Annotated in this window: 22 protein-coding genes; 6 read left to right on the top strand and 16 right to left on the bottom strand. The window is 70.3% G+C overall.

From position 1 onward, the window contains the following. The 3 genes from ABZU76_RS05545 (at position 1) to ABZU76_RS05535 (ending at position 4,271) form a co-directional block, all read left to right on the top strand. The gene (locus ABZU76_RS05545) at positions 1-2,619 is read left to right on the top strand and encodes an MFS transporter (protein ID WP_354865369.1); all 2,619 of its coding nucleotides are present in this window, start codon (positions 1-3) and stop codon (positions 2,617-2,619) included. Next, complete coding sequence (locus ABZU76_RS05540; protein ID WP_220245271.1) at positions 2,616-3,440, top strand: YceI family protein; 825 nt, start codon at positions 2,616-2,618, stop codon at positions 3,438-3,440. The genes ABZU76_RS05545 and ABZU76_RS05540 overlap by 4 nt, the downstream gene beginning before the upstream one ends. Positions 3,441-3,602: 162 nt before the next feature. After that, positions 3,603-4,271 carry a DedA family protein gene (locus tag ABZU76_RS05535; RefSeq protein WP_354865367.1) on the top strand — a complete coding sequence of 223 codons (669 nt, stop codon included), beginning with the start codon at positions 3,603-3,605 and terminating at the stop codon, positions 4,269-4,271. A gap of 124 nt (positions 4,272-4,395) precedes the next feature. Here the strand turns inward: ABZU76_RS05535 and ABZU76_RS05530 are convergent, their stop codons facing one another. From ABZU76_RS05530 to ABZU76_RS05500, 7 genes are all read right to left on the bottom strand, one after another. Beyond that, a complete protein-coding gene (locus ABZU76_RS05530; RefSeq protein ID WP_354865365.1) occupies positions 4,396-4,809 on the bottom strand; it encodes a VOC family protein in 414 nt (137 codons plus the stop codon). 294 nt (positions 4,810-5,103) lie between these two features. Beyond that, on the bottom strand, positions 5,104-5,850 hold the full coding sequence (locus tag ABZU76_RS05525) for an SDR family oxidoreductase (RefSeq protein WP_354865363.1): 747 nt from the start codon (positions 5,848-5,850) through the stop codon (positions 5,104-5,106). Beyond that, positions 5,847-6,482 (bottom strand): nucleoside/nucleotide kinase family protein, encoded by a 636-nt coding sequence (locus ABZU76_RS05520; RefSeq protein ID WP_354865361.1) that lies wholly within the window; start codon positions 6,480-6,482, stop codon positions 5,847-5,849. The genes ABZU76_RS05525 and ABZU76_RS05520 overlap by 4 nt, the downstream gene beginning before the upstream one ends. After that, complete coding sequence (locus tag ABZU76_RS05515) at positions 6,479-7,333, bottom strand: PfkB family carbohydrate kinase (RefSeq protein WP_354865988.1); 855 nt, start codon at positions 7,331-7,333, stop codon at positions 6,479-6,481. Before ABZU76_RS05515 ends, ABZU76_RS05520 begins: the two co-directional genes overlap by 4 nt. 7 nt (positions 7,334-7,340) lie before the next feature. Next, positions 7,341-8,183 carry an ATP-binding cassette domain-containing protein gene (locus tag ABZU76_RS05510; protein ID WP_354865359.1) on the bottom strand — a complete coding sequence of 281 codons (843 nt, stop codon included), beginning with the start codon at positions 8,181-8,183 and terminating at the stop codon, positions 7,341-7,343. After that, on the bottom strand, positions 8,180-9,175 hold the full coding sequence (locus tag ABZU76_RS05505) for an ABC transporter permease (RefSeq protein WP_354865357.1): 996 nt from the start codon (positions 9,173-9,175) through the stop codon (positions 8,180-8,182). The genes ABZU76_RS05510 and ABZU76_RS05505 overlap by 4 nt, the downstream gene beginning before the upstream one ends. Further along, the gene (locus tag ABZU76_RS05500) at positions 9,172-10,197 is read right to left on the bottom strand and encodes a substrate-binding domain-containing protein (protein WP_354865355.1); all 1,026 of its coding nucleotides are present in this window, start codon (positions 10,195-10,197) and stop codon (positions 9,172-9,174) included. The genes ABZU76_RS05505 and ABZU76_RS05500 overlap by 4 nt, the downstream gene beginning before the upstream one ends. A 110-nt stretch (positions 10,198-10,307) precedes the next feature. Here ABZU76_RS05500 and ABZU76_RS05495 point away from each other — a divergent pair, with 110 nt between their 5' ends. Then, a complete protein-coding gene (locus ABZU76_RS05495) occupies positions 10,308-11,336 on the top strand; it encodes a LacI family DNA-binding transcriptional regulator (RefSeq protein ID WP_354865353.1) in 1,029 nt (342 codons plus the stop codon). A gap of 107 nt (positions 11,337-11,443) precedes the next feature. Further along, positions 11,444-12,310, top strand: coding sequence for a substrate-binding domain-containing protein (locus tag ABZU76_RS05490; protein WP_354865351.1), 867 nt, complete (start codon positions 11,444-11,446; stop codon positions 12,308-12,310). Positions 12,311-12,743: 433 nt separating this feature from the next. On the opposite strand, the gene ABZU76_RS05485 is transcribed toward ABZU76_RS05490, so the two are convergent. Further along, entirely contained in the window at positions 12,744-13,766 is a 1,023-nt protein-coding gene (locus ABZU76_RS05485; protein WP_354865349.1) for a glycoside hydrolase family 76 protein, read from the bottom strand. A 132-nt stretch (positions 13,767-13,898) separates the two neighbouring features. Here ABZU76_RS05485 and ABZU76_RS05480 point away from each other — a divergent pair, with 132 nt between their 5' ends. Further along, the gene (locus ABZU76_RS05480; protein WP_354865347.1) at positions 13,899-14,459 is read left to right on the top strand and encodes a hypothetical protein; all 561 of its coding nucleotides are present in this window, start codon (positions 13,899-13,901) and stop codon (positions 14,457-14,459) included. A gap of 153 nt (positions 14,460-14,612) precedes the next feature. Here ABZU76_RS05480 and ABZU76_RS05475 read toward each other — a convergent pair whose 3' ends face one another. The 8 genes from ABZU76_RS05475 to pyrE form a co-directional block, all read right to left on the bottom strand. Continuing rightward, a complete protein-coding gene (locus ABZU76_RS05475; RefSeq protein ID WP_220245258.1) occupies positions 14,613-15,269 on the bottom strand; it encodes an RNA methyltransferase in 657 nt (218 codons plus the stop codon). A 16-nt stretch (positions 15,270-15,285) separates the two neighbouring features. After that, positions 15,286-15,684 carry a DUF2784 domain-containing protein gene (locus ABZU76_RS05470; protein ID WP_220245257.1) on the bottom strand — a complete coding sequence of 133 codons (399 nt, stop codon included), beginning with the start codon at positions 15,682-15,684 and terminating at the stop codon, positions 15,286-15,288. Between the two features lie 170 nt (positions 15,685-15,854). Beyond that, entirely contained in the window at positions 15,855-16,292 is a 438-nt protein-coding gene (locus ABZU76_RS05465) for an Asp23/Gls24 family envelope stress response protein (protein WP_354865344.1), read from the bottom strand. 131 nt (positions 16,293-16,423) lie between these two features. Continuing rightward, positions 16,424-16,681 carry a hypothetical protein gene (locus ABZU76_RS05460; protein WP_354865342.1) on the bottom strand — a complete coding sequence of 86 codons (258 nt, stop codon included), beginning with the start codon at positions 16,679-16,681 and terminating at the stop codon, positions 16,424-16,426. After that, positions 16,678-17,046, bottom strand: a complete 369-nt coding sequence (locus tag ABZU76_RS05455) for an Asp23/Gls24 family envelope stress response protein (protein ID WP_354865340.1) — start codon at positions 17,044-17,046, stop codon at positions 16,678-16,680. The genes ABZU76_RS05460 and ABZU76_RS05455 overlap by 4 nt, the downstream gene beginning before the upstream one ends. Next, the gene (locus tag ABZU76_RS05450) at positions 17,043-17,609 is read right to left on the bottom strand and encodes an Asp23/Gls24 family envelope stress response protein (protein WP_354865338.1); all 567 of its coding nucleotides are present in this window, start codon (positions 17,607-17,609) and stop codon (positions 17,043-17,045) included. The genes ABZU76_RS05455 and ABZU76_RS05450 overlap by 4 nt, the downstream gene beginning before the upstream one ends. After that, entirely contained in the window at positions 17,600-18,148 is a 549-nt protein-coding gene (locus tag ABZU76_RS05445) for a sigma-70 family RNA polymerase sigma factor (RefSeq protein ID WP_354865336.1), read from the bottom strand. The genes ABZU76_RS05450 and ABZU76_RS05445 overlap by 10 nt, the downstream gene beginning before the upstream one ends. A gap of 80 nt (positions 18,149-18,228) precedes the next feature. Then, positions 18,229-18,792: an orotate phosphoribosyltransferase gene (gene pyrE / locus ABZU76_RS05440; RefSeq protein ID WP_220245251.1), complete on the bottom strand. Its 564-nt coding sequence runs from the start codon at positions 18,790-18,792 to the stop codon at positions 18,229-18,231. Between the last annotated feature and the right edge of the window lie 23 nt (positions 18,793-18,815).

Below are 18,815 nucleotides of genomic sequence, written 5' to 3'. Positions count from 1 at the left end.
ATGACCACCATCGAGAAACAACCTCAGCAGCGGGGGGGCGCACCCGTCCTCGACGCGGCCGGTGTGCCGCGGCTGAGCCACCGCCAGATCGTCACGATCCTGAGCGGACTCATGTGCGGCATGTTCCTCGCCGCACTGGACCAGACGATCGTGGGTACCTCGATCGTCAAGATCGCCAACGACCTGCACGGCTTCGACCTGCAGGCGTGGGCCACCACGGCGTACCTGATCACGTCGACGATCGTGACGCCGATCTACGGCAAGCTGTCGGACATCTACGGCCGCAAACCGTTCTACCTCGCCGCGATCTCGATCTTCGTCGCCGGTTCGCTGGCTTCGACGTTCTCGCAGTCGATGTACGAGCTCGCCGCGTTCCGCGCGGTGCAGGGTCTCGGCGCCGGCGGTCTGATGTCGCTGGCCATGACCATCATCGGTGACGTGGTGCCGCCGCGCGAACGCCCGCGGTACCAGGGTTACATCCTCGCCGTCTTCGGTCTGTCCACTGTGCTCGGTCCGGTGCTCGGCGGGTTCTTCGCCGGCTTTGACACGCTCGGTGGCATCTCCGGCTGGCGCTGGGTCTTCCTGATCAACGTGCCGATCGGCATCGTCGCGCTGTTCGTGGTCGCCAAGGTGCTGAACGTGCCGCACGTGCCACAGAAGCACAAGATCGACTGGTGGGGCGCGCTTTCGCTCGTCGTGGCGGTGGTGCCGTTCCTGATCGTCGCGGAACAGGGCCAGACCTGGGGCTGGGGCGACGGCAAGGCGATCCTCTGCTACGCCGTCGGCGCGATCGGCATCATCTCGTTCATCGTGGTCGAGAAGCTGATGAAGGACGCCGCGCTGATCCCGTTGCGGCTCTTCAAGAACTCGACGTTCACCGTCGCGATCATCGGCGGTGTCATCGTCGGTGTCGCCATGTTCGGCGCGATCACGATGATCCCGCAGTTCATGCAGGTGGTTCAGGGCTACACGCCGACCCAGTCGGGTCTGCTGATGCTGCCGCTCATGGGCGGCCTGATGCTGAGCTCGATCGGCTCCGGCCGGATCATGTCGAAGACCGGGCGCTACAAGATCTTCCCGATCGTCGGCACCCTGCTCATCGCCGGTGGCGCGTTCTTCTTCGCGCAGGTCAAGTACGACTCGCCGCTGTGGCACCCGCTGGTGGCCGCGGCCATCATCGGCCTCGGTCTCGGCCAGTGCATGCAGACGCTGGTCATCGCGGTGCAGAACGCCGGCCCGCGCAGCGACATGGGCGCCTCCACGGCAGCGGCCACGTTCTTCCGCCAGATCGGTGGTACGGCCGGTGTCGCCGTGTTCCTCACGATTCTGTTCAACGTGCTGCCGGGCAACATCACCAAGGCGTTCGGCGGCAACCCGCCGGCCGGTGCCGGTGCGCAGCTGGCCGACATCCAGACCAACACCAGCGTGATCCAGACCCTGCCCGACGCGTTGAAGACGCCGATCCTGATCGGCTTCACCGAGTCGATCACCACGGTCTTCTGGGTGGCGGGCGCGGTCGCGCTGCTGGCGACGATCGTGCTGTGCTTCCTCAAGGAGATCCCGCTGGCCGGCATGAACCCGGCCGCCGCGGCGGTGGAGGGCGGCGAGGCGCTGCTCGAGGAGAGCGAGACGCCGACGGACATCGTCGACCAGGCGGCCAATCCGGGCTCGCTCTTCGAAGAACAGCCGCGAGAACCCGTTCTCGTCGGAGCAGGGGGAAGGCACTCGATGAACGGCAACGGTCACGGCGACCCGCAGGCGATTTCGGGCTCACTGCCCATGCCGATCACCAACTCGGCCGCGGGTGCGGGCATCGACCTCCCACTGGGCGCGGGCGGTCCCCCGGTGACCGGGCACGTGCGCCGGCAGGACGGCAGCCACGTGGCCGCCGCCGCGCTGACGCTGATCGACCAGCAGGGCCGCCAGGTCGCGCGGGCGACCGGCAACGGCGACGGCAGCTACTCCGTGCCGACGCAGGGCTCGGGCACGTACGTGCTGATCGTGGCCGCGCCCGGCCACCAGCCGCAGGCCTCCAGCGTGGTGGTCGGCGGCGGGCCGGCGAAGCTCGACGTGACGCTCACCGGGTCGGGCGAGCTGACCGGTGTCGTGCGCTCCGTGGGGATCGGTTCCCCGCTGGCCGGCGCGACGGTGACCCTCACCGACTCGCGCGGCGAGGTCAACGGCGCGTTCATCACGGCCGACGACGGCGTCTACACCTTCAGCGGTGTCGGTGCCGGGCAGTACACGCTGGTCGCGAGCGGCCCGCACTACCGCCCGGTGGCGGTCACCCTGACCGTGCCCGACAGCGGCGTGCTGCGCCACGACGTCGAGCTGGCCGGTGCCGTGCTGATGCAGGGCATCGCGCGCACCGAGGGTGACCGGATCGTGCCGGACGCGCGGATCACCGTGCTCGACGCGAACGGCAACGTCGCGGCGGTCGCGCGCACGGACGGTGAAGGCCGCTACGTGGTGAGCGACCTGCCGGTGGGCTCGTACACGGTGGTGGCGAGCGGTTACCCGCCGGCCACCAGCCAGGTGAGCCTCACCGACGGCGAGGCCGAGCACGACGTCCGCCTGAGCTACGACCAGGCTCTCGACGAGCTGGTCGACCGCTCATGAGCGGGGGCCTGCGCGCACAGCTCCGCGCCAGTGGGGGCTGGCCGGTCGAGAACGCCGTGCTCACGGTGACCGACCTCAACGGCCGTCAGATCGCGCGCCAGGTCACGGACGCGAAGGGGGCGGTGGCGACTGATCCGCTGCCCCCGGGCGTCTACACCGCCGTGATCACGGCGCCCGGGTACACGCCGATGGCCCGCACCGTGCAGGTCGGTTCCGACGGCGCCGGGCTGCTCGGCGACATCGCCCTGGCCCCCGTGGCCGAGGCCGTGGAGCTGCCGCCGCCCGGTCCGTGGACGATCGACCCGGTCCACACGTCGGTGGTCGCGACCGCGCGCCACATGGGCATCGCCAGCATCAAGGTGCGGTTCCCCGACGTCGGCGGGCGCATCGACATCCGCCGCCCGGTGGAGCGTTCGACGGTGTTCGCCGAGATCAAGGCGGGCAGCATCGAGACCGGCATCAAAATGCGCGACGACCACCTGCGTTCGGCCGAGTTCCTCGACGTGGAGGCCTTCCCGCTGATCACGTTCGAGAGCACAGGCATTTCGCAGCGCGGCACGGACACCTGGGCGCTGCTCGGCGAGCTCACCCTGCACGGCGAACGCCGCCAGGTCGAGCTCGACCTGCGTTACCAGGGCCACGGCCCGGACCCGTGGGGCGGCGTGCGCGCCGCGTTCCACGCCGAGACCCAGCTGCACCGCAACGACTTCGCGATCAACTACAGCGCGATGGTCCGCGCGGGCGTCGCCGCGATCGGCACCACGGTCAAGGTGGAGCTGGACATCGAAGCGGTGCAAGGCGAGTCCCTGCCGCAGTTTTAGAAGGTTTTGTTCGATTCGGGCCGCCCGGGAACTGTCCCGGGCGGCCCGTTCGTTTGAGCCGTTGGTGAACGCGCAGTTCATTCCAGGAATACCGAAAGTGACCGGAAGGCTGGATTCGATGGTTCCTTTTTTCCGTCGATCGTGGCCACGTAGGCTCTTCGCGTGAACCCCGCAAGCATCGAGGCCGCCGGAGTCGGCGTGAGCTGGCTCGACACCGCCGGCCCGCTGCTCGTCTGGGTGATCGTGCTTTCCTTCGTGTTCGTGGAATGCGCGCTCATCGTCGGCCTCTTCCTGCCGGGCGACTCGCTCCTCTTCGGCGCCGGCGTGGTGCTCGCCCAGCACGGCTCCGATGCGAACGCGTGGCTCCTGTCCGGCGCCGCACTCGTGGTGGCCGTCGGCGGCAACCAGGTGGGCTACTACATCGGCCGCAGCACGGGCACCCGCTTCATCGCCCGCCGCGGCGGCAAGGTGCTCAATCGCCACAACCTCGATCGCGCCCAACGGTTTCTGGACCGCAAGGGCTTCTTCGCGATCGTCGCGGCGCGGTGGATCCCATGGATCCGCACACTCGCCCCGCTCATCGCCGGAGCCGCCCGCATGGACCCCCGGCGGTTCGTGCTCGCCACCAGCCTGGGTGGCCTGCTGTGGGTCCCCACTTTGGTACTGCTGGGCTACTACGGCGCCGGCCTGCTGGACGCCCTGCCGTGGCTGAAGACGGCGGCCCTGTGGATTTCGGTGGCGTTCTTCGTGCTGGGGACGGGGTACGGGGTGCTTCGGTACCGCCAGGAGATGCGCCGGCCGGTCGACGAACCGGACGACGCGCACGCCTGATCTTCCCGGCTCGCACGGCGACCTTGGGGCTCCTGCTCTTCGCGTCGGCCACGCCGATCACCTACTGAGCGCACGGCGGCGATCCCGGCCCAGCACGGACCTCTTTGGCTGAGCCGCGTCCTACCTACAGCTCCGGATCCGACCAGATCTCCAGCTGAATCCCATCCGGATCCCGGAACACGATCACCGACGACCCCTCGAAGGTCCGCGACTCGCGAGGCGGCAGGTACGACACCCCGTACTCCGAGAGCCGGTCCTCCCACTCACCGAGTTCCGCCTTCGACGACACCGAGAACGCGACGTGATCCAGCCCCGTCCGGCGCTCGTCGAAACAACGGCGGTCGGTGTCCGGATGCTGGACCAGGACGACGGAAAACCCGTCGCCTGCGGACTTCAGCACGACCTTGTGGACCCCGGTTTCAGGGTCTTCGCGGCGGTGGCTCTCCTCGAGGTCGAGCACCCGGGCGTACCACGGGACGCTGCGTTCGACATCGGTCACGGTGAGCGCCAGATGGTGCACAGACGTGAGCTTGGGCATGACTTTCGCGGCCGTCCTTTCCGACCCCCGGCTGCGCACTCCGTGCGATTGCGACGCGGGGCGCTCGTCACCCACCCCGTGAACCGGCGCCGCCGCGGCCCCGGTCGTCCAACAGGCCCCGGAGGCTCCACCAGAGTGACACAGCCGCCCCGATCGGGCGGACGGATTCACCGACTTCCGCCACGAATCGTGATCTCCTCGTCGCCCGGCGTCCCACAAGCCGGGATGACGTGAACACGAGTAGCACCCCAGCGGAACGCCGAAATGGGCGAAGACCACATGGTGGGACGCTATTCAGCGGCCGCCGCCGACCTCCAGGACGGCGCCGACTGTGAACGACGACGCCGGTGACAGAAGCCACAGCACCGCTTCGGCGATCTCCCCCGGTTCGCCCGGCCGGCCGAGCGGAATCCCGGGCGCCAGCCGCGACAGCCGGTCCGGCAGGCCGGCCGCGGAGTGCAGGCCGGTGGCCACCAAGCCCGGCGCGACGGCGTTCACCCGGATCCCCTCGCCTGCCACCTCCTGCGCGAGCCCGTACGTGAGCGTGTCCACCGCGGCCTTCGTCGCGGCGTAGTGCACCCACTCGCCCGCCGAGCCCGTGCGCGCGGCCGTGGACGAGACGTTGACGATGGCGCCACCGGGACCGCCGTACCGCGTCGAGAGCCGCCGCACGGCCTCGCGGCAGCACAGGAACACTCCGCCGACGTTGACCTCCAGCACGCGCCGCACGGTGGCCGCGCTCTGCTCGTCCAGGCGCCCCGGCGTGTTGCCGGTGATGGCCGCGTTGTTGACCACGCCGACCAGCGACCCCATCTCCCCGGCGGTGCCGAAGAGCTTGCGGACCTGCCGGTCGTCGGCGACGTCGGCGCGCACCGCCAGCGCCCTGCGTCCGTGCGCCCGGACCTGCGAAACGACCTCGGCCGCCGGCTCGGAGTCGCCGGAGTAGTTGACCACCACGTCGTAGCCGCGCTCGGCCGCGAGCGTGCAGATCGCCGCGCCGATCCCCCGGCTGCCGCCCGTGACGACGAGAACTCCGCTCACAGGGCGAAGTTCACGAGCGGCAGGTTCTCCAGCACGAGGTCGGCACGGTCACGGGTGCTCGCGATGAGGTCGGCGTTGCGCTGGTCCGAGCCGAGCGCCCGCTGGCGCGCCTCGACCAGTGACCGGCCGTAACGACGGTGGCGCGAAACCAGCCGTTCGATCCGCTCGGGCTCGTCGGGCGCGAGGAACCACGCCTCGGTGAGGTACTGGCGCACGCCGCTCCACGGGTCGTCGGGCAGCAGCAGGTAGTTGCCCTCCGTGATCAGGAGCTGCACCTCGGGTGCCACCGCGACCGCACCGGCGATGGGCTCCTCGATTTCGCGGCGGAACTCCGGCGCGTAAACGGTTTCCTTGCCCTTCGCGAGCCGGCGGATGAGGTGGACGTAGCCCGCCGCGTCGAACGTGTCGGGCGCGCCCTTGCGCTCGGCACGCCCGAGCCGGCGCAGCTCCACCTGCGCGAGGTGGAAGCCGTCCATCCCGACGACGGCCGCGCGGGAGCCCAGCGCGTTGGCGATCGCCCAGGCCAGCGTGGTCTTGCCGGACGCGGGCGCGCCGATGATGCCGAGCACGCTGCGCTGCCGCGGCTTGGCGAGCCCTTCGGCCCGTGCCAGGAGGTCTTCGAACGCCGTCATCGCACTCCTTGTCCCAACTTCGAGATCGCCGCCGTCCAAGACCGCGGCCCCACGTGGCGGACGCGCTCGCCGGCCACCGCGTTCGCGTGCCGGATCCACCCGTCCACCGAGCTTCCACCGGCCGCGACCGCGTGCGCGAGCGCGCCGTGCCACACGTCACCGGCCGCCAGTGTGTCTCGCGCCTCGACATCGTTGACAGGCACCTGGCCTGAGTCTTCCGCAGTGCTCCAGCGAACGGGATCCGGCCCCGCGGTCCTGATCACGACGGGTACTCCGCGTTCACGCAGGCCCGGCCCGGGCGCGGCGAAGTGCGCGGAGCACGCGGCGACGTCCACCAGCGGCAACAGGTCTTCCAGTACGGGTTTCCAGCTGCCGGCGTCGAGCACGACGGGCACGCCGAGTGATCGCGCGGCCCGCGCGACGGCCAGCGCGAGCTCGGGGTGGTGACCGTCGACGAGCACCGCATTCGCTTCGCGCACGAGGTCGGAAAGATCCGGAACCCTCACCGGCGCACCGGAAGCCGCATTGCGCGAGACGACCGTTCGCTCCCCGTCGGAATCGCGCACGACCACGGCGCTCACCGGCGGCGAGTCGGTGCGGGCCGGATCGAGGTCCACGACGTCGACTCCGTACGCGATCAGGTCGGCGTGCGCGAGCGCTGACAGCGGGTGGGCGCCGACGACCGTCACGAGCGTCGCGGCGGCCCCGAGCGCGGCCACGGTCACCGCGGCGTTGGTCGCCGGCCCACCGGCCGCGACGTCCACCCGCAGCGACTGCACCTTCTCGCCCGGCGCCGGGAAGTGCGACACCCGTTGCACGACGTCGACGGTGCACAGCCCCGCCAGCAGCACGCGCACGTCAGGTCAGCCCGGCGTGCGTGGCGGCCGCGACTTCCACGACCGCACCGCCTTCTTCGAGCTGCAGCGCACCGGTGAGCAGGCCGACGACCTGGTTCATCGTGTGCGTCTTCGGCGACACCACGGCCACGCGCTTGCCGAGCCGGTGCACGTGGATCCGGTCGGCGATGTCGAACACGTGCGGCATGTTGTGGCTGATCAGCACCACCGGCAGCCCGCGGTCGCGGATGCGCCCGATCAGCTCCAGCACCTTCGCCGACTCCGCGACGCCGAGCGCGGCCGTCGGTTCGTCCATGATCACGGCCTTCGTGCCGAACGCCGCCGCGCGCGCCACCGCGACCCCCTGGCGCTGGCCGCCCGAGAGCGTCTCCACGAGCTGGGAGATGGACTTGACGTTGATGCCCAGCTCGTCGAGGATCCGCTGCGCCTCCTTGCGCATCTCGCCCGTGTCGAGCTTGCGCGCCAGCCCGCCGAACGGCCCGCGCAGGCGCTTTTCCCGGCCCAGGAACATGTTCGACGCGATGTCGAGCGCCGGAGCCACGGCCAGGTCCTGGTACACCGTCTCGATCCCGTGGTGGCGAGCGTCCAAAGGGGACTTGAAATGCACGACCTGGCCGTCGACGCGGATCTCGCCCTCGTCGGGGATCAGCGCACCGGACAACGCCTTGATGAGGCTGGATTTCCCGGCGCCGTTGTCGCCGACGACGGCGAGCACCTCGCCGGGGTAGAGGTCGAAGTCGGCGCCGTTGATGGCGGTCACGCGGCCGTAGCGCTTCACGAGGCCGCGCGCGGAAAGCGTGGTCTGCTGCCCGTTCTGCGCTACGGACTGCTCTGTGGAAGTCATGACTGCTGCTGCCTCCGTGCGATCCGGTCGACGACCACGGCAGCGATGAGCAGCGCACCGGTCGCGAGGTCCTGGTAGTTGCCGTCCACACCCATCTGCGTGAGGCCCGAGCGCAGCACCGCCACGACGAGTGCGCCGAACAGCGTGCCGAGCACCGAACCGCGGCCACCGAAGAGACTCGTGCCGCCCAGGACCACGGCGGTGATCGAGTCGAGGTTGCCGAGCTGGAACTGGTTCGGGTCGGCGTTCGGTGTGCGGCCGAGCGCCTGCCACGCGGCGATGCCGAAGCAGAAACCCGCGACCAGGTACACGGAGATCACCGTGCGGTTGACCTTGATGCCGGACAGGCGCGCGGACTCCGGCGCGTTGCCCACCGCGTAGACGTGCTTGCCCCACGCGGTTTTCGTGAGCGAGTACCAGACGATGAGGAACATGATCAGTGCGAGCGTCATGCCGTAGGTGATCGGGATGCCGCCGAAAAGGTAGCGCTTCGTGCCGAGCCACTGCAGGAGCCCGTCGGTGACCGGCACGGCCTGGCCGCCCGCGATCAGCTTCGCCACGGCGGTCAGGCCGGTGAACGTGCCGAGCGTGATGATGAAGGCGGGCAGTTTGATCCGCGTGGCGAGCGTGCCGATGAACAGGCCGACGAGCACCGTCAGCGCGATTCCGGCGAGCAGTGACACGAAGCCGCCTGCGCCCGCCGCGGCGAGCTTCGCCATGATCAGCGTGGCCACGACCATCGACGACGCGTTGGACAGGTCGATGCCGGCGATGAGGATGATCAGCGTCTGGCCGAGCGCGAGCGTGCCGACGACCAGTGACTGCTGGACCACTGTGGACAGGTTGTCGAGGTCGAAGAACGTGTCCGTGGCCAGGGAGAAGACCACGATGGCCACGATCAGCGCGAGCGCGGGGCCGACCGCGGGCGCGCGCAGGAGGAACTCGCCGAGCGACTCGCGCTCACGGGTCCCGTTCACCGTCGCGGTGGTCATTTCGCGCCTCCCCAGCAGTTCTGCAGGCCCCACGTGGTGTTCTGGCTGGGGACGCCCGGCATCGGCTTGTCGGTGATCACGGTGGAGCCGGTGTTCACGAAGCCCGAGGGCTTCTTGCCGGTCTTCGCGTAGTCGACCGCGGCGAGCACGCCCTGTTCGGCCATCTTCTTCGGGAACTGCATCACGGTGGCCGCGTAGAGGCCGTCCTTGACGTTCTGCACGCCTTCGCAACCGCCGTCGATCGAGCCCATCACGATGCGGTCGGTGAGGCCGCGGGCCTTCAGCGCGGCGTACGCGCCGCGGCCCATCGGTTCGTTCATCGAGTAGACGGCGTTGATGTCCGTGCTGCGCTGCAACAGGTTCTCCATGCCCTGTTGCGCGAGGCTCTGGTCGCCGTTGGCGGGGGTGTGGCCCTTGATCTCGGGTGAGGAGTCCGTGAGGCCGATGCCCTTGAGGAAACCGCCGTGACGCTCGGTGTCGACGGAGGAGCCGGCGGTCCCGTCGACCATCAGCAGCTTGGGGTCCACGCCGTTGAGCGCGGCTTTCACGTACGCCCCCTGCTGCTGGCCGGCCGCGAAGTTGTCGGTGGCGAAGGTGGCGTCGACGGCGTCGGCCGGCTCGGTGGCGGTGTCGAGCGCGATCACGAGCACGCCGGCGTCACGCGCGTCCTTGATCGCCTTGAGCACGCCGGTGGACGAGCTCGGGGTGATCAGGATCGTGTTCACGCCCTGCTGCATGAGGTTCTCGATGGCCCGGACCTGGCCGTCGTTGTCGCCGTCGAACTGGCCGGCGAGCGCGCTGAAGTCGGCGCCGTTGGCCTTCGCGGCCGCGCTGGCCGCGTTGCGCAGCTCGACGAAGTACGGGTTGGTGTCGGTTTTGGTGACCAGCCCGACCTTGGCCTTGCCGCTGCCGGCCGGGGTCGTGTTGCCGCCCCAGTGGCGCTCGACCGTGCAGCCGGTGGCGCCTAGCACCGTGCCGACCACGGCGGCCAACGCCAGCGCGGTGAGACTGCGCTGTCTCATGGATGAATACCCTCCTGCGAGGTTGCCGATGGTCGGCAAGGTAGACAGACTCATGTCACGTCGCAAGCGTTTGCGCAAACGCTTGCGAGTGAACCTGGTTAAGGACTGACATGCCACAAACCCGCTCCTCCCGGCCCACCCAGCGCGACATCGCGGAGCTCGCCGGGGTGTCGATCACGACGGTTTCCCACGTCGTCAACGGCACGCGCGCCGTCGCGGAGGACACGAAGGCCGCGGTGCTGCGGGCCATCGAGACCACCGGCTACACCGGTGACGCGATCGCTCGTTCCCTGGTCACGGGCGGTACACGCTCGATCGGCATGGCGGTCTCGCTGGTCGCCAACCCGTACTTCGCGGCCCTGATGCAGGCGATCGAGCGGGAGGCTTCGGCCAACGGCTACACGGTGCTGCTCGCCGACACGCACGACACGGCGGCGACCGAGCGTGACGTGGTGCGGGCCCTGCGATCCCGTCGCGTCGACGGCCTGCTGGTGACTCCCTCCCCGGGCGACGGTCCTGTGATTGGTGAACTGGTGTCGCTGGACGTGCCGACGGTGCTCATCGACCGGCTCTCGACCCGCACCGACGTCGACCAGGTCGGGGCGGAGAACATTCAGGCGACGTCGGCTTTGACCGCTCACCTGGCGTCGCTCGGACACCGGCGGATCGGCATGATCTCCGGCGCGCCGGGCCTCACGACCAGCGACGAGCGCGTGCTCGGCTACCGGCTGGGCTTGGGCCGTTCGGGGCTCGCGTGGTCGCCTGACCTCGTGGCCTGCGGGAACTCGCACCGCGACGGTGGCGCGCTGGCGTTGAGCACGTTGCTGGCACTGCCGGAACCGCCGACGGCGCTGGTGGTGGCCAACGACAGCATGATGGTCGGCGTCCTGCACGAGGCCCGCCGGCGCGGCCTGCGCATCGGCCGTGACCTGCCGGTGGTCGTGTACGACGACGTCGAGTGGGCCGACCTGGTGGACCCCCCGCTGACCACCATGGCGCAGCCGATCGAGGAGATCGGCCGCCGCGCCGTGCAGCTGCTGCTGGCCCGCCTCGCCGAGCCGACGCGCGCGGCCGAGACCGTGCGGCTGCCGCCCACGCTGCGCCACCGACAGTCGTGCGGGTGCGCCGGAGCGGCCTGACCGTTCACTCACACTGGTGATTCTTGGAGTGGATCGCCTCTCGCGCAGCTCGGCGGGGCCTCCCGAGCGGTTACCGTTGGGTAAGCACGACGACGAGGGCCACGGACATGACCGCTCTGGCGCCGGAGATCCCGGTTTGGGGTACGCCGGTCACCCACCGGTTCGGTGTTGCCCTGGGCATGCACGCGAACCCGTACACGGGCGATCTGCTGCGCGCGATCCGCGGCGCCGCCGCGCGCGCCGGCTGCGACCTGATGCTCGCCGACACGCACGATTCGGTGGCCGAAGAGGCGGCCGTGGTGCGTGCGCTGCGGGCCGACCGAGTCGACGGGGTCTTGCTGGTTCCGGCCCCGGGCGACGACGCGGTCATCAACGGTCTCGTGCGGATGGGCGTCCCCACGGTGCTGGTCGATCGCATCGCCGGCCGCAACGACGTCGACCAGGTGGGCTCGGAGAACATCCAGGCGGTGTCTTCGCTGGTCGAGCACCTGGCTTCACGTCGGCACCGCCGCATCGCCATGATCACCGGCGCCGCCGACTCGGCCGTCAGCGAAGAACGCACTCTGGGCTACCGCCTCGGCCTCGACCGCACCGGCCTGCGCTACAACCCCGAACTCGTCGCCTGCGGCATGTCCTCCCCGGGCGGCGCGGCCCGCGCCGCCGCCAAACTCCTGGACGGCTGGCCCTCCCCCAGCGCCGTGGTGGTCGCCGGCGAATCCATGCTCATGGGCGTCCAATGGGAAGCCCACCGCCGCGGCATCCGCATCGGCGCCGAACTCGCCGTCGTCGGCTTCGGCGACATGGCTTGGGCCCGCACGGTCTCCCCCGCCATCACCACGATGGCCCAGCCCATCTCGGAAATCGGCCGGCGGGCGGTGCAGTTGTTGATGGCGCGGGTGCAGGAGCCGGACCGCCGTCCTGAAGCGGTGCGGTTGGCGCCGCGGTTCCTGCACCGTGCTTCGTGCGGCTGCTGAGCTTTCGGTTCTGCGTCCGCTCGATCATCTTGCCGCTCGGTTCTCACACCAGCTCGTTGCGGTGCGTTCCAAGTCCTCGTCCGAGTCGGATCGGCGTCGGCCAATGCCGAGCTCACACAACGGGAACGCCAGTATCTCCTCGTTTCGTCGGAGTCGTACCTGTTCATCACCGCTGGCAGCGCCAGGATCAGCGGCATCGAACAAGTCGGGGCTCGAGCGGACGCCGGCCTCCACGTTCCTCTGCCGCCAGGCCGGTGGAGCGTGACGGTCGCCTTGCTCGAATGGGACGCCGAACCAGGGCAGATGGACTCCCTTGGAGAGCCCGCTCCAACCGCTCTGCCCGACTTCACCGTGCTGATCAACCCAGCACAGGCCACTGACCACTACCGGACCGAAATTCGGACATTCGATCGATGATCGCTATCGCGGAGGCCTACGCGAGCGTCGCGGCGGCTTCGAGGAGCATCCAGGCGCCGGTTTGGATGGACAGGTCGCGTTCGGGGGCGTCGGGGGGTGGCGGGCATGGAGGTGCGGGGTTGGCCCATTCGGCGCTGAACAGGGGGCCGGAGGGCGTCGCGGTGGCGCCTGACCAGCAGGCGTCCGCGGTGGTGAGGACGAGGGTGCGGGCGGTGGCGGCTTCCGGGGTGGGCAGGCGCGGCACGGCGAGGGCGAGGTAGCGGGCGGCGATGGCGGCGAAGAGACCGCCGTCGCCGCCGTTTTGGCCGCGGAGGATGCCGCCGGGCGCGAGGTGGCCGGCGATGGCGCGGACGGTGCGTGAAGCGGATTCCACATCGGACTGTTCGAGGCACGCGCCCAGGTAGACGCCTTGGCAGTAGGTGAAGATGTGCTTGGCGAGTTCGCCGGTGTCGACGCGGAGGCCGTCCCAGACGAGGCCGGTTGTGGGGTCGACGAGGGTGTCGGTGAGCCATTTCGTCATGTCGCGCGCGCGGGTGGTGTCGCCTTCGCGGGCGTGGAAGATGGCGGCGGGACCGTTGGCGGGGGCGTTCTTGAACGTGTCGCCGCGGCGCCACCAGATGCCGCCGCCCGCGTCGTCGGTCCAGCCTTCGTGGAGCTGGGCGTCGATGTCCGAGATGGCGCGGTCCATATCGGACAGTCCCAGCGCGCGGACACGTTGCAGGACAAGGCCGAGCCAGGCAATGTCGTCGTAGTAGTCGTTGATCCACTTGCCGAAGTTGCGCAAGTGCACGGACTTCACGAACTGCCCGATCACCTTCGCGCGCTCGGGCTGAGGGTCGCGCAGCTGGGCGTCGACGAGGCTGTCCAGCAAATGCGCCTGCCACCAGTAGTTCCAGTGCCAGTGCAGCCGCTGCCCGGCGGTCGGCGGCCAGCCGCTGCGCCCCAGCACCGTCCCGGGCACGCCCCAGACGCGCCGCAGGTGCCGCCCCCGCACGGCGCGCTCCGCCTCAGCCGCCCGCCCGACCCGGTCGACGCTCATACCCGCGATTCTGCCCGTTCCCGCAGGATGCTGCCCCCTGATCCCGGCCTGACCCGATTGAAACCGGTTCCTGACAACCCGCCCCTACGTTCGGTGGTGCCCAAGATCCACTCGACAGTCGGGGAGAACACCATGAACGCCAAGAAGCTCACCGTTTCCGGTCTCATCGGCCTGGCCGCCGCGTGCGGCGCGCTCGCGCTGTTCGGCCCGGCCGCCAACGCCGCGACCGCCGGCGCTCCGGCTCCGGTTGCCGCTCAACGCACCGCCGCCCCCGCGCCCGCCCAACGCGGCACCGCCCCCGCTCCGCGTGGCACGGCTGCTCCGGTCCAGCGCCGGGCGGCGCCGGCCCCTGCCGGTCGCACCGGCGTCTCCGCTCCGGCCCGGCGCGGCACGGTGGCTCCCGCTCGGCGCACCGCCCAGGCCACTGCGCCCGCACCTACCCGTCGGGCCGGCGGCTCTGCGCCCGCTCCCGCGCAGCACGGCACTGCGGCCGCTCCCACTCGTCGGACCGCCGTCGCGGCACCGGCTCCCGCTCAGCGGGCCACCGCACCGGAGGCCACCCGCCGGACCGGCGTCTCCGCTCCCGCGCAGCGCGGCACCGCCGCCACTCCCGTGCGTCGGACCGGCGTCTCCGCACCGGCTCCCGCTCAGCGCCGCACTGGTGTCTCCGCTCCGGCTCCGGCCCAGCGCTGACAAATTGAGCCCAGCCAGCTGAACATCCGGCGCCGCCGCGGCCCCGTTCGCAGCGTCAGCGGCTACCTCAGCGCGCGGTCTGGACCACGAGTCTTTACGCCTGACACGTGGTCCAGACCGTCGTAACACTGAAATCGGAGTTTTCCTCCGGAATCACCAAGACCGAGACAAATCCGCATGCTCCCTCACCCAAGCATGCATGACAATCCCCGCCGCAACGCCGGCATTGATCGACCGCGTACTCCCGAACTGCGCAATCGACACCACCATCGAAGCAGCAGCCTGAGCTTCCTCTGACAGCCCAGGCCCCTCCTGCCCGAACAGCAGCACACACTCCCGCGGCAGCGAAGCCACCTCCACCGGCACCGACCCAGGCGTGTTGTCCACCGCCACCACGGCCAACCCGGCAGAAGCAGCAAAAGACACCAACCCCGCGACATCCTCATGATGCCGCAAATGCTGATACCGATCCGTCACCATCGCCCCGCGACGGTTCCACCGCCGGCGCCCCACGATGTGCACCTCGGCAGCGGCGAAGGCGTTGGCCGTCCGAACGACTGTCCCGATGTTGTGGTCATGCTGGAAGTTCTCGATCGCCACGTGGAAGGGATGCCGGCGAGCATCCACATCGGACACGATGGCCGAACGGCGCCAATACCGGTACGCATCCACCACGTTCCGACGATCGCCGTGCTCCAGCAGTTCAGGGTCGTACCGCGGATCCGAAGGCCACTCGCCCACCCACGGACCCACACCAACCGGCTCACGACCCACCCACTCGGTGGGCCCGGCCTCGGGATCTTCCGTCACGAGGGACGATTCTCGCTCAGCCCAGGCGGACGCGGTGAGCCGGAGTGTCGTCGTGGCGGTGGCGCCAGCGGTGGTAGGCGCCGACGTACGAGAAGATCACCAGGGCCAAGGCAATCACCGCGACGGCCGGCAGCAGTGAGCGCGGCACGACCGTGTCGTACAGGTAGTAGGCGTTGAACCCGCCCGGCAGGTCACCAAGTCCTTGCTGGTGACGGAAGAAGTTCTCCGCCGCGGTCAGGGGACACGGGACCGGGGTGACGTTCACCAGCACGCCCCAGGCCGCGAAAAACACGTGCACGAGAGCGACCCGCGGCCAGCGCCACGCGAGGAAACCGCCGAGCCCGATGAACAAGAGGGCGAGGATGTGCACCGCCACCGTCACGTCGGCGAGGAAATGCGCAACCGAAGCGCTCACCACCGCCCCCTTTCCCCACGGCTTCTACCAGCGACGTTACTCCGGTAACCGTGCCCCGGCGGGCGAAAATTCCTCACTCGCTGTGATGTTCCACCCAGGGGAGCAACGCGTTCACCCGAGGGGTAACGGAGTGGTCACTCCGGGTACGAACCCCGCGCCGGAAAGGTCCCTCAGCGCACCCGATCGCTCGTGGTGGGCTCTTCGTCCGCACTCGGGATGTACACGTCGCCGACGTTGATGTTCACCTCGACGACCTCCAAGCCCGTCATGCGCTCGATCGCGCCGATCACGCTGCGTCGCACCTGGCGCGAGAGGTCCGCGATCGGCACGCCGTACTCGACGACGATCTCCAGGTCCACCGCCGCCTGCTTCTCGCCGACTTCCACGGCCACGCCCTGGCCCGCACTCGCGGACGCGCCCGGGATGCGGTCGCGCAGCGCATCCAGCGCCCGCGCCGCGCCGCCGCCCAGCGCGTGGACGCCCGGCACCTCACGCGTGGCGAGGCCGGCGATCTTCTGCACGACCACGTCGGCGATCGTCGTGGTGCCCTGGTCGGTCACGAGGCCAGGAGCCACCACGAGGTCAACGGTCTTCTCTGCGACAGTCATCGAACTTCTCCCTCAGTAGGTTGGGAAGCGAGGCGGGACAAGGCTTTCCTGCCCCGTCACCGCTTCGACACAACGGCCCGGTGATCGTCACGACCCGATCGTGTGACACGAGGCTCAGGAAAGCACAGCGCTCAGGAAAACGCGCCGGCGTCGACGTCGGTGACGATCAGCCGCAGCGTCGCGCCCGCCCACTCCGTGTCCGCCAGCACCGGCCGCACCACGGCCGCCGCGCGCGCCAGCAACGGCGGCAGCGGCAGCCGCGTGGCGATCAGCCGGACCTGCACCGCATCCGGCGTCAGATCCACCGCAGAACCCCAACTCCGCTCGACCGCCGGCCGCAGCCCCTCCACGTCGGCGAGCGCCGCGACGACGCGGTCGGCGACGCTCACCGGCGCTCCAGCTCGATATCCACAATGGACACCACCACTGCGTCGACCGCCAGCCCCGTCTGCTCGGCCACCACGCGCGTCACCGACCGCTGCACCGCCCGCCCCACCGCGGCGGCCTGGTCGAATGCCGACGTCACCACGTCGACCTCCACCGAGAGCCCACCCTCGACGCCGCGCACGCGCACGCCGTCGATCGGCGCCGGATCCAGCCCCTGCCACCGCCCGCGCGCCGCCCGCGTCCACGCCGTGACGAGGCCGCGCAGGCCCGGCTCCAGCCGCACGACGCCGGGGGTGTCGAGCGCGGCCCGGGCCGCGACGCTCGCGACCACCGGGTCCGCGATCACGTACTCGGCCTCGCCCGTCATTCCCCGTCCTCGTACACGTCTTCGACCAGCAGGTCCAGCTTCGCGAGCGTCAGCCCGACGCGCGCCGCGGCCGCGACCGTGACGCGTTCGCGCACCCGGGCCAACGTCTCGGCACCGTCGACGTTCCCCAGCCGCACCGCGAGGGTGAGCTCGACCTCGACGATCCCGCCCCCATCGGAAGCGATCCCGACCGTGCGCACGCGGCAGCGGCGGGCCCGGACGTCACCCGCGGAGTCGGCGGCGTAGCGCAGCACCACGGCCACAGCCGCCTCGCTCACCTCCACCCGGCCCGGCTCCGGCGTCGGCAGGTCGAGCATCTGCCCGCGCCGCGCCTCGGCCCGCACGGCCGACATGATGCGTCCCACCAGGCCCGGCGGCACCGGATCGGGCTCGGCGACGAGCTCAGCCGTCGCCGAACGCAGCGCCAGCAGGCTCTCGCGCGCGGTTCCGCAATGCGGGCAGGTCGCCTCGTGCGCGTCGACCGAGTCGAGCCGGTCCCAGAGCGCGTCCAGGTCCCGGCCGCACGGCAGTTCGTAATCTGTGCCGGTCTCGTTCACCGCCACGGCTTCATCACCTCCGCCAGCTGCGCCCGAGCCCGGGCGATGCGGCCCCGGACGGCCGCGGCGTTCACCCCGACGACCTCGGCGATCTCGTCGTAGGAGCGGCCGTGAACCTCACGCAGGAGCCAGCACACCCGTTGTGGCGGCGTGAGCTGCTGCAACGCCGCGTTGAGCGCTTCGAGCTGCCCGGTGACCTGCGCCGCGTGCTCGGGCTGCCCGTCGGTGCGCGGCGACTCAGCCAGCTCGAGGTCGACATCGGCCTGCGGACGGCGCGCGCGGATCACGTTGAGGCAGCGGTTCGCCGTGCTGCGGTAGAGCCAGCCGACGAACGCGCTGTCGTCCTGCAGCTGCGCGAGCTTGCGCCAGGCGCCGAGGAACACCTCCTGCACCACGTCCTCGGCGTCGCCGCGGTGGTTGAGCATCTTCACCGCGAGCCGGAACATGGGCGCCTGGTAGCGCAGCACGAGCTGTTCGTACGCCCGCACGTCGCCGTCGCGGGCGCGGCCGACGAGCGTCGCGTCGTCGAGCTCCGTCGTGGTCACGGCACCCCCTTCCACCAGGGGGACACCGGCGAGGCGGTGTTCGTCACGCACGCATTCTCGGTGATCTTCGAGAACCGCGCTCAGCTCAGGCCGAGGTCGTCCTTGTTCAGCAGGTACCGGTACTCGAGGCCTTCCTTCTCGATGGCCTCGCGCGCACCCGTGTCGCGATCGACCACCGTGGCGACGCCGGCGACGACCGCCCCGGCCTCGCGCAGCGCCTCGATGGCCGTGAGCACGCTGCCGCCCGTGGTCGAGGTGTCCTCGACGGCCAGCACGCGCTGCCCGCGCACCTCCACGCCCTCGATGCGGCGCTGCATGCCGTGCTCCTTCACCGCCTTGCGGACGACGAAGGCGTCGAGCACCATCCCGTCGCTCGCGGCGGAGTGCAGCATCGCCAGCGCGACCGGGTCGGCGCCGAGGGTGAGGCCGCCGGCGGCGACGTAGTCCCAGTCGGCCGTGAGCTGCCGCAGCAGCTTCCCGATGAGCGGCGCCGCCGCGTGGTGCAGGGTCGCCCGGCGGAGATCGACGTAGTAGTCGGCTTCCTTGCCCGACGATAGGGTCACCTTGCCGTGCACCACGGCCAGTTCGCTGACCAGCCTGGCCAGTTCGAGCTTCGCACTTTGATCCAACCCGGGGTACGCCACGGCCGAGAGTCTTACACACGCCA

Origin of the sequence: Amycolatopsis sp. NPDC005232, from assembly GCF_040607795.1 — a bacterium.
Classification (GTDB): domain Bacteria; phylum Actinomycetota; class Actinomycetes; order Mycobacteriales; family Pseudonocardiaceae; genus Amycolatopsis.
The sequence above is the reverse complement of the archived record's forward strand: the minus strand, read 5'-3'. Positions and strand labels throughout refer to the sequence as shown.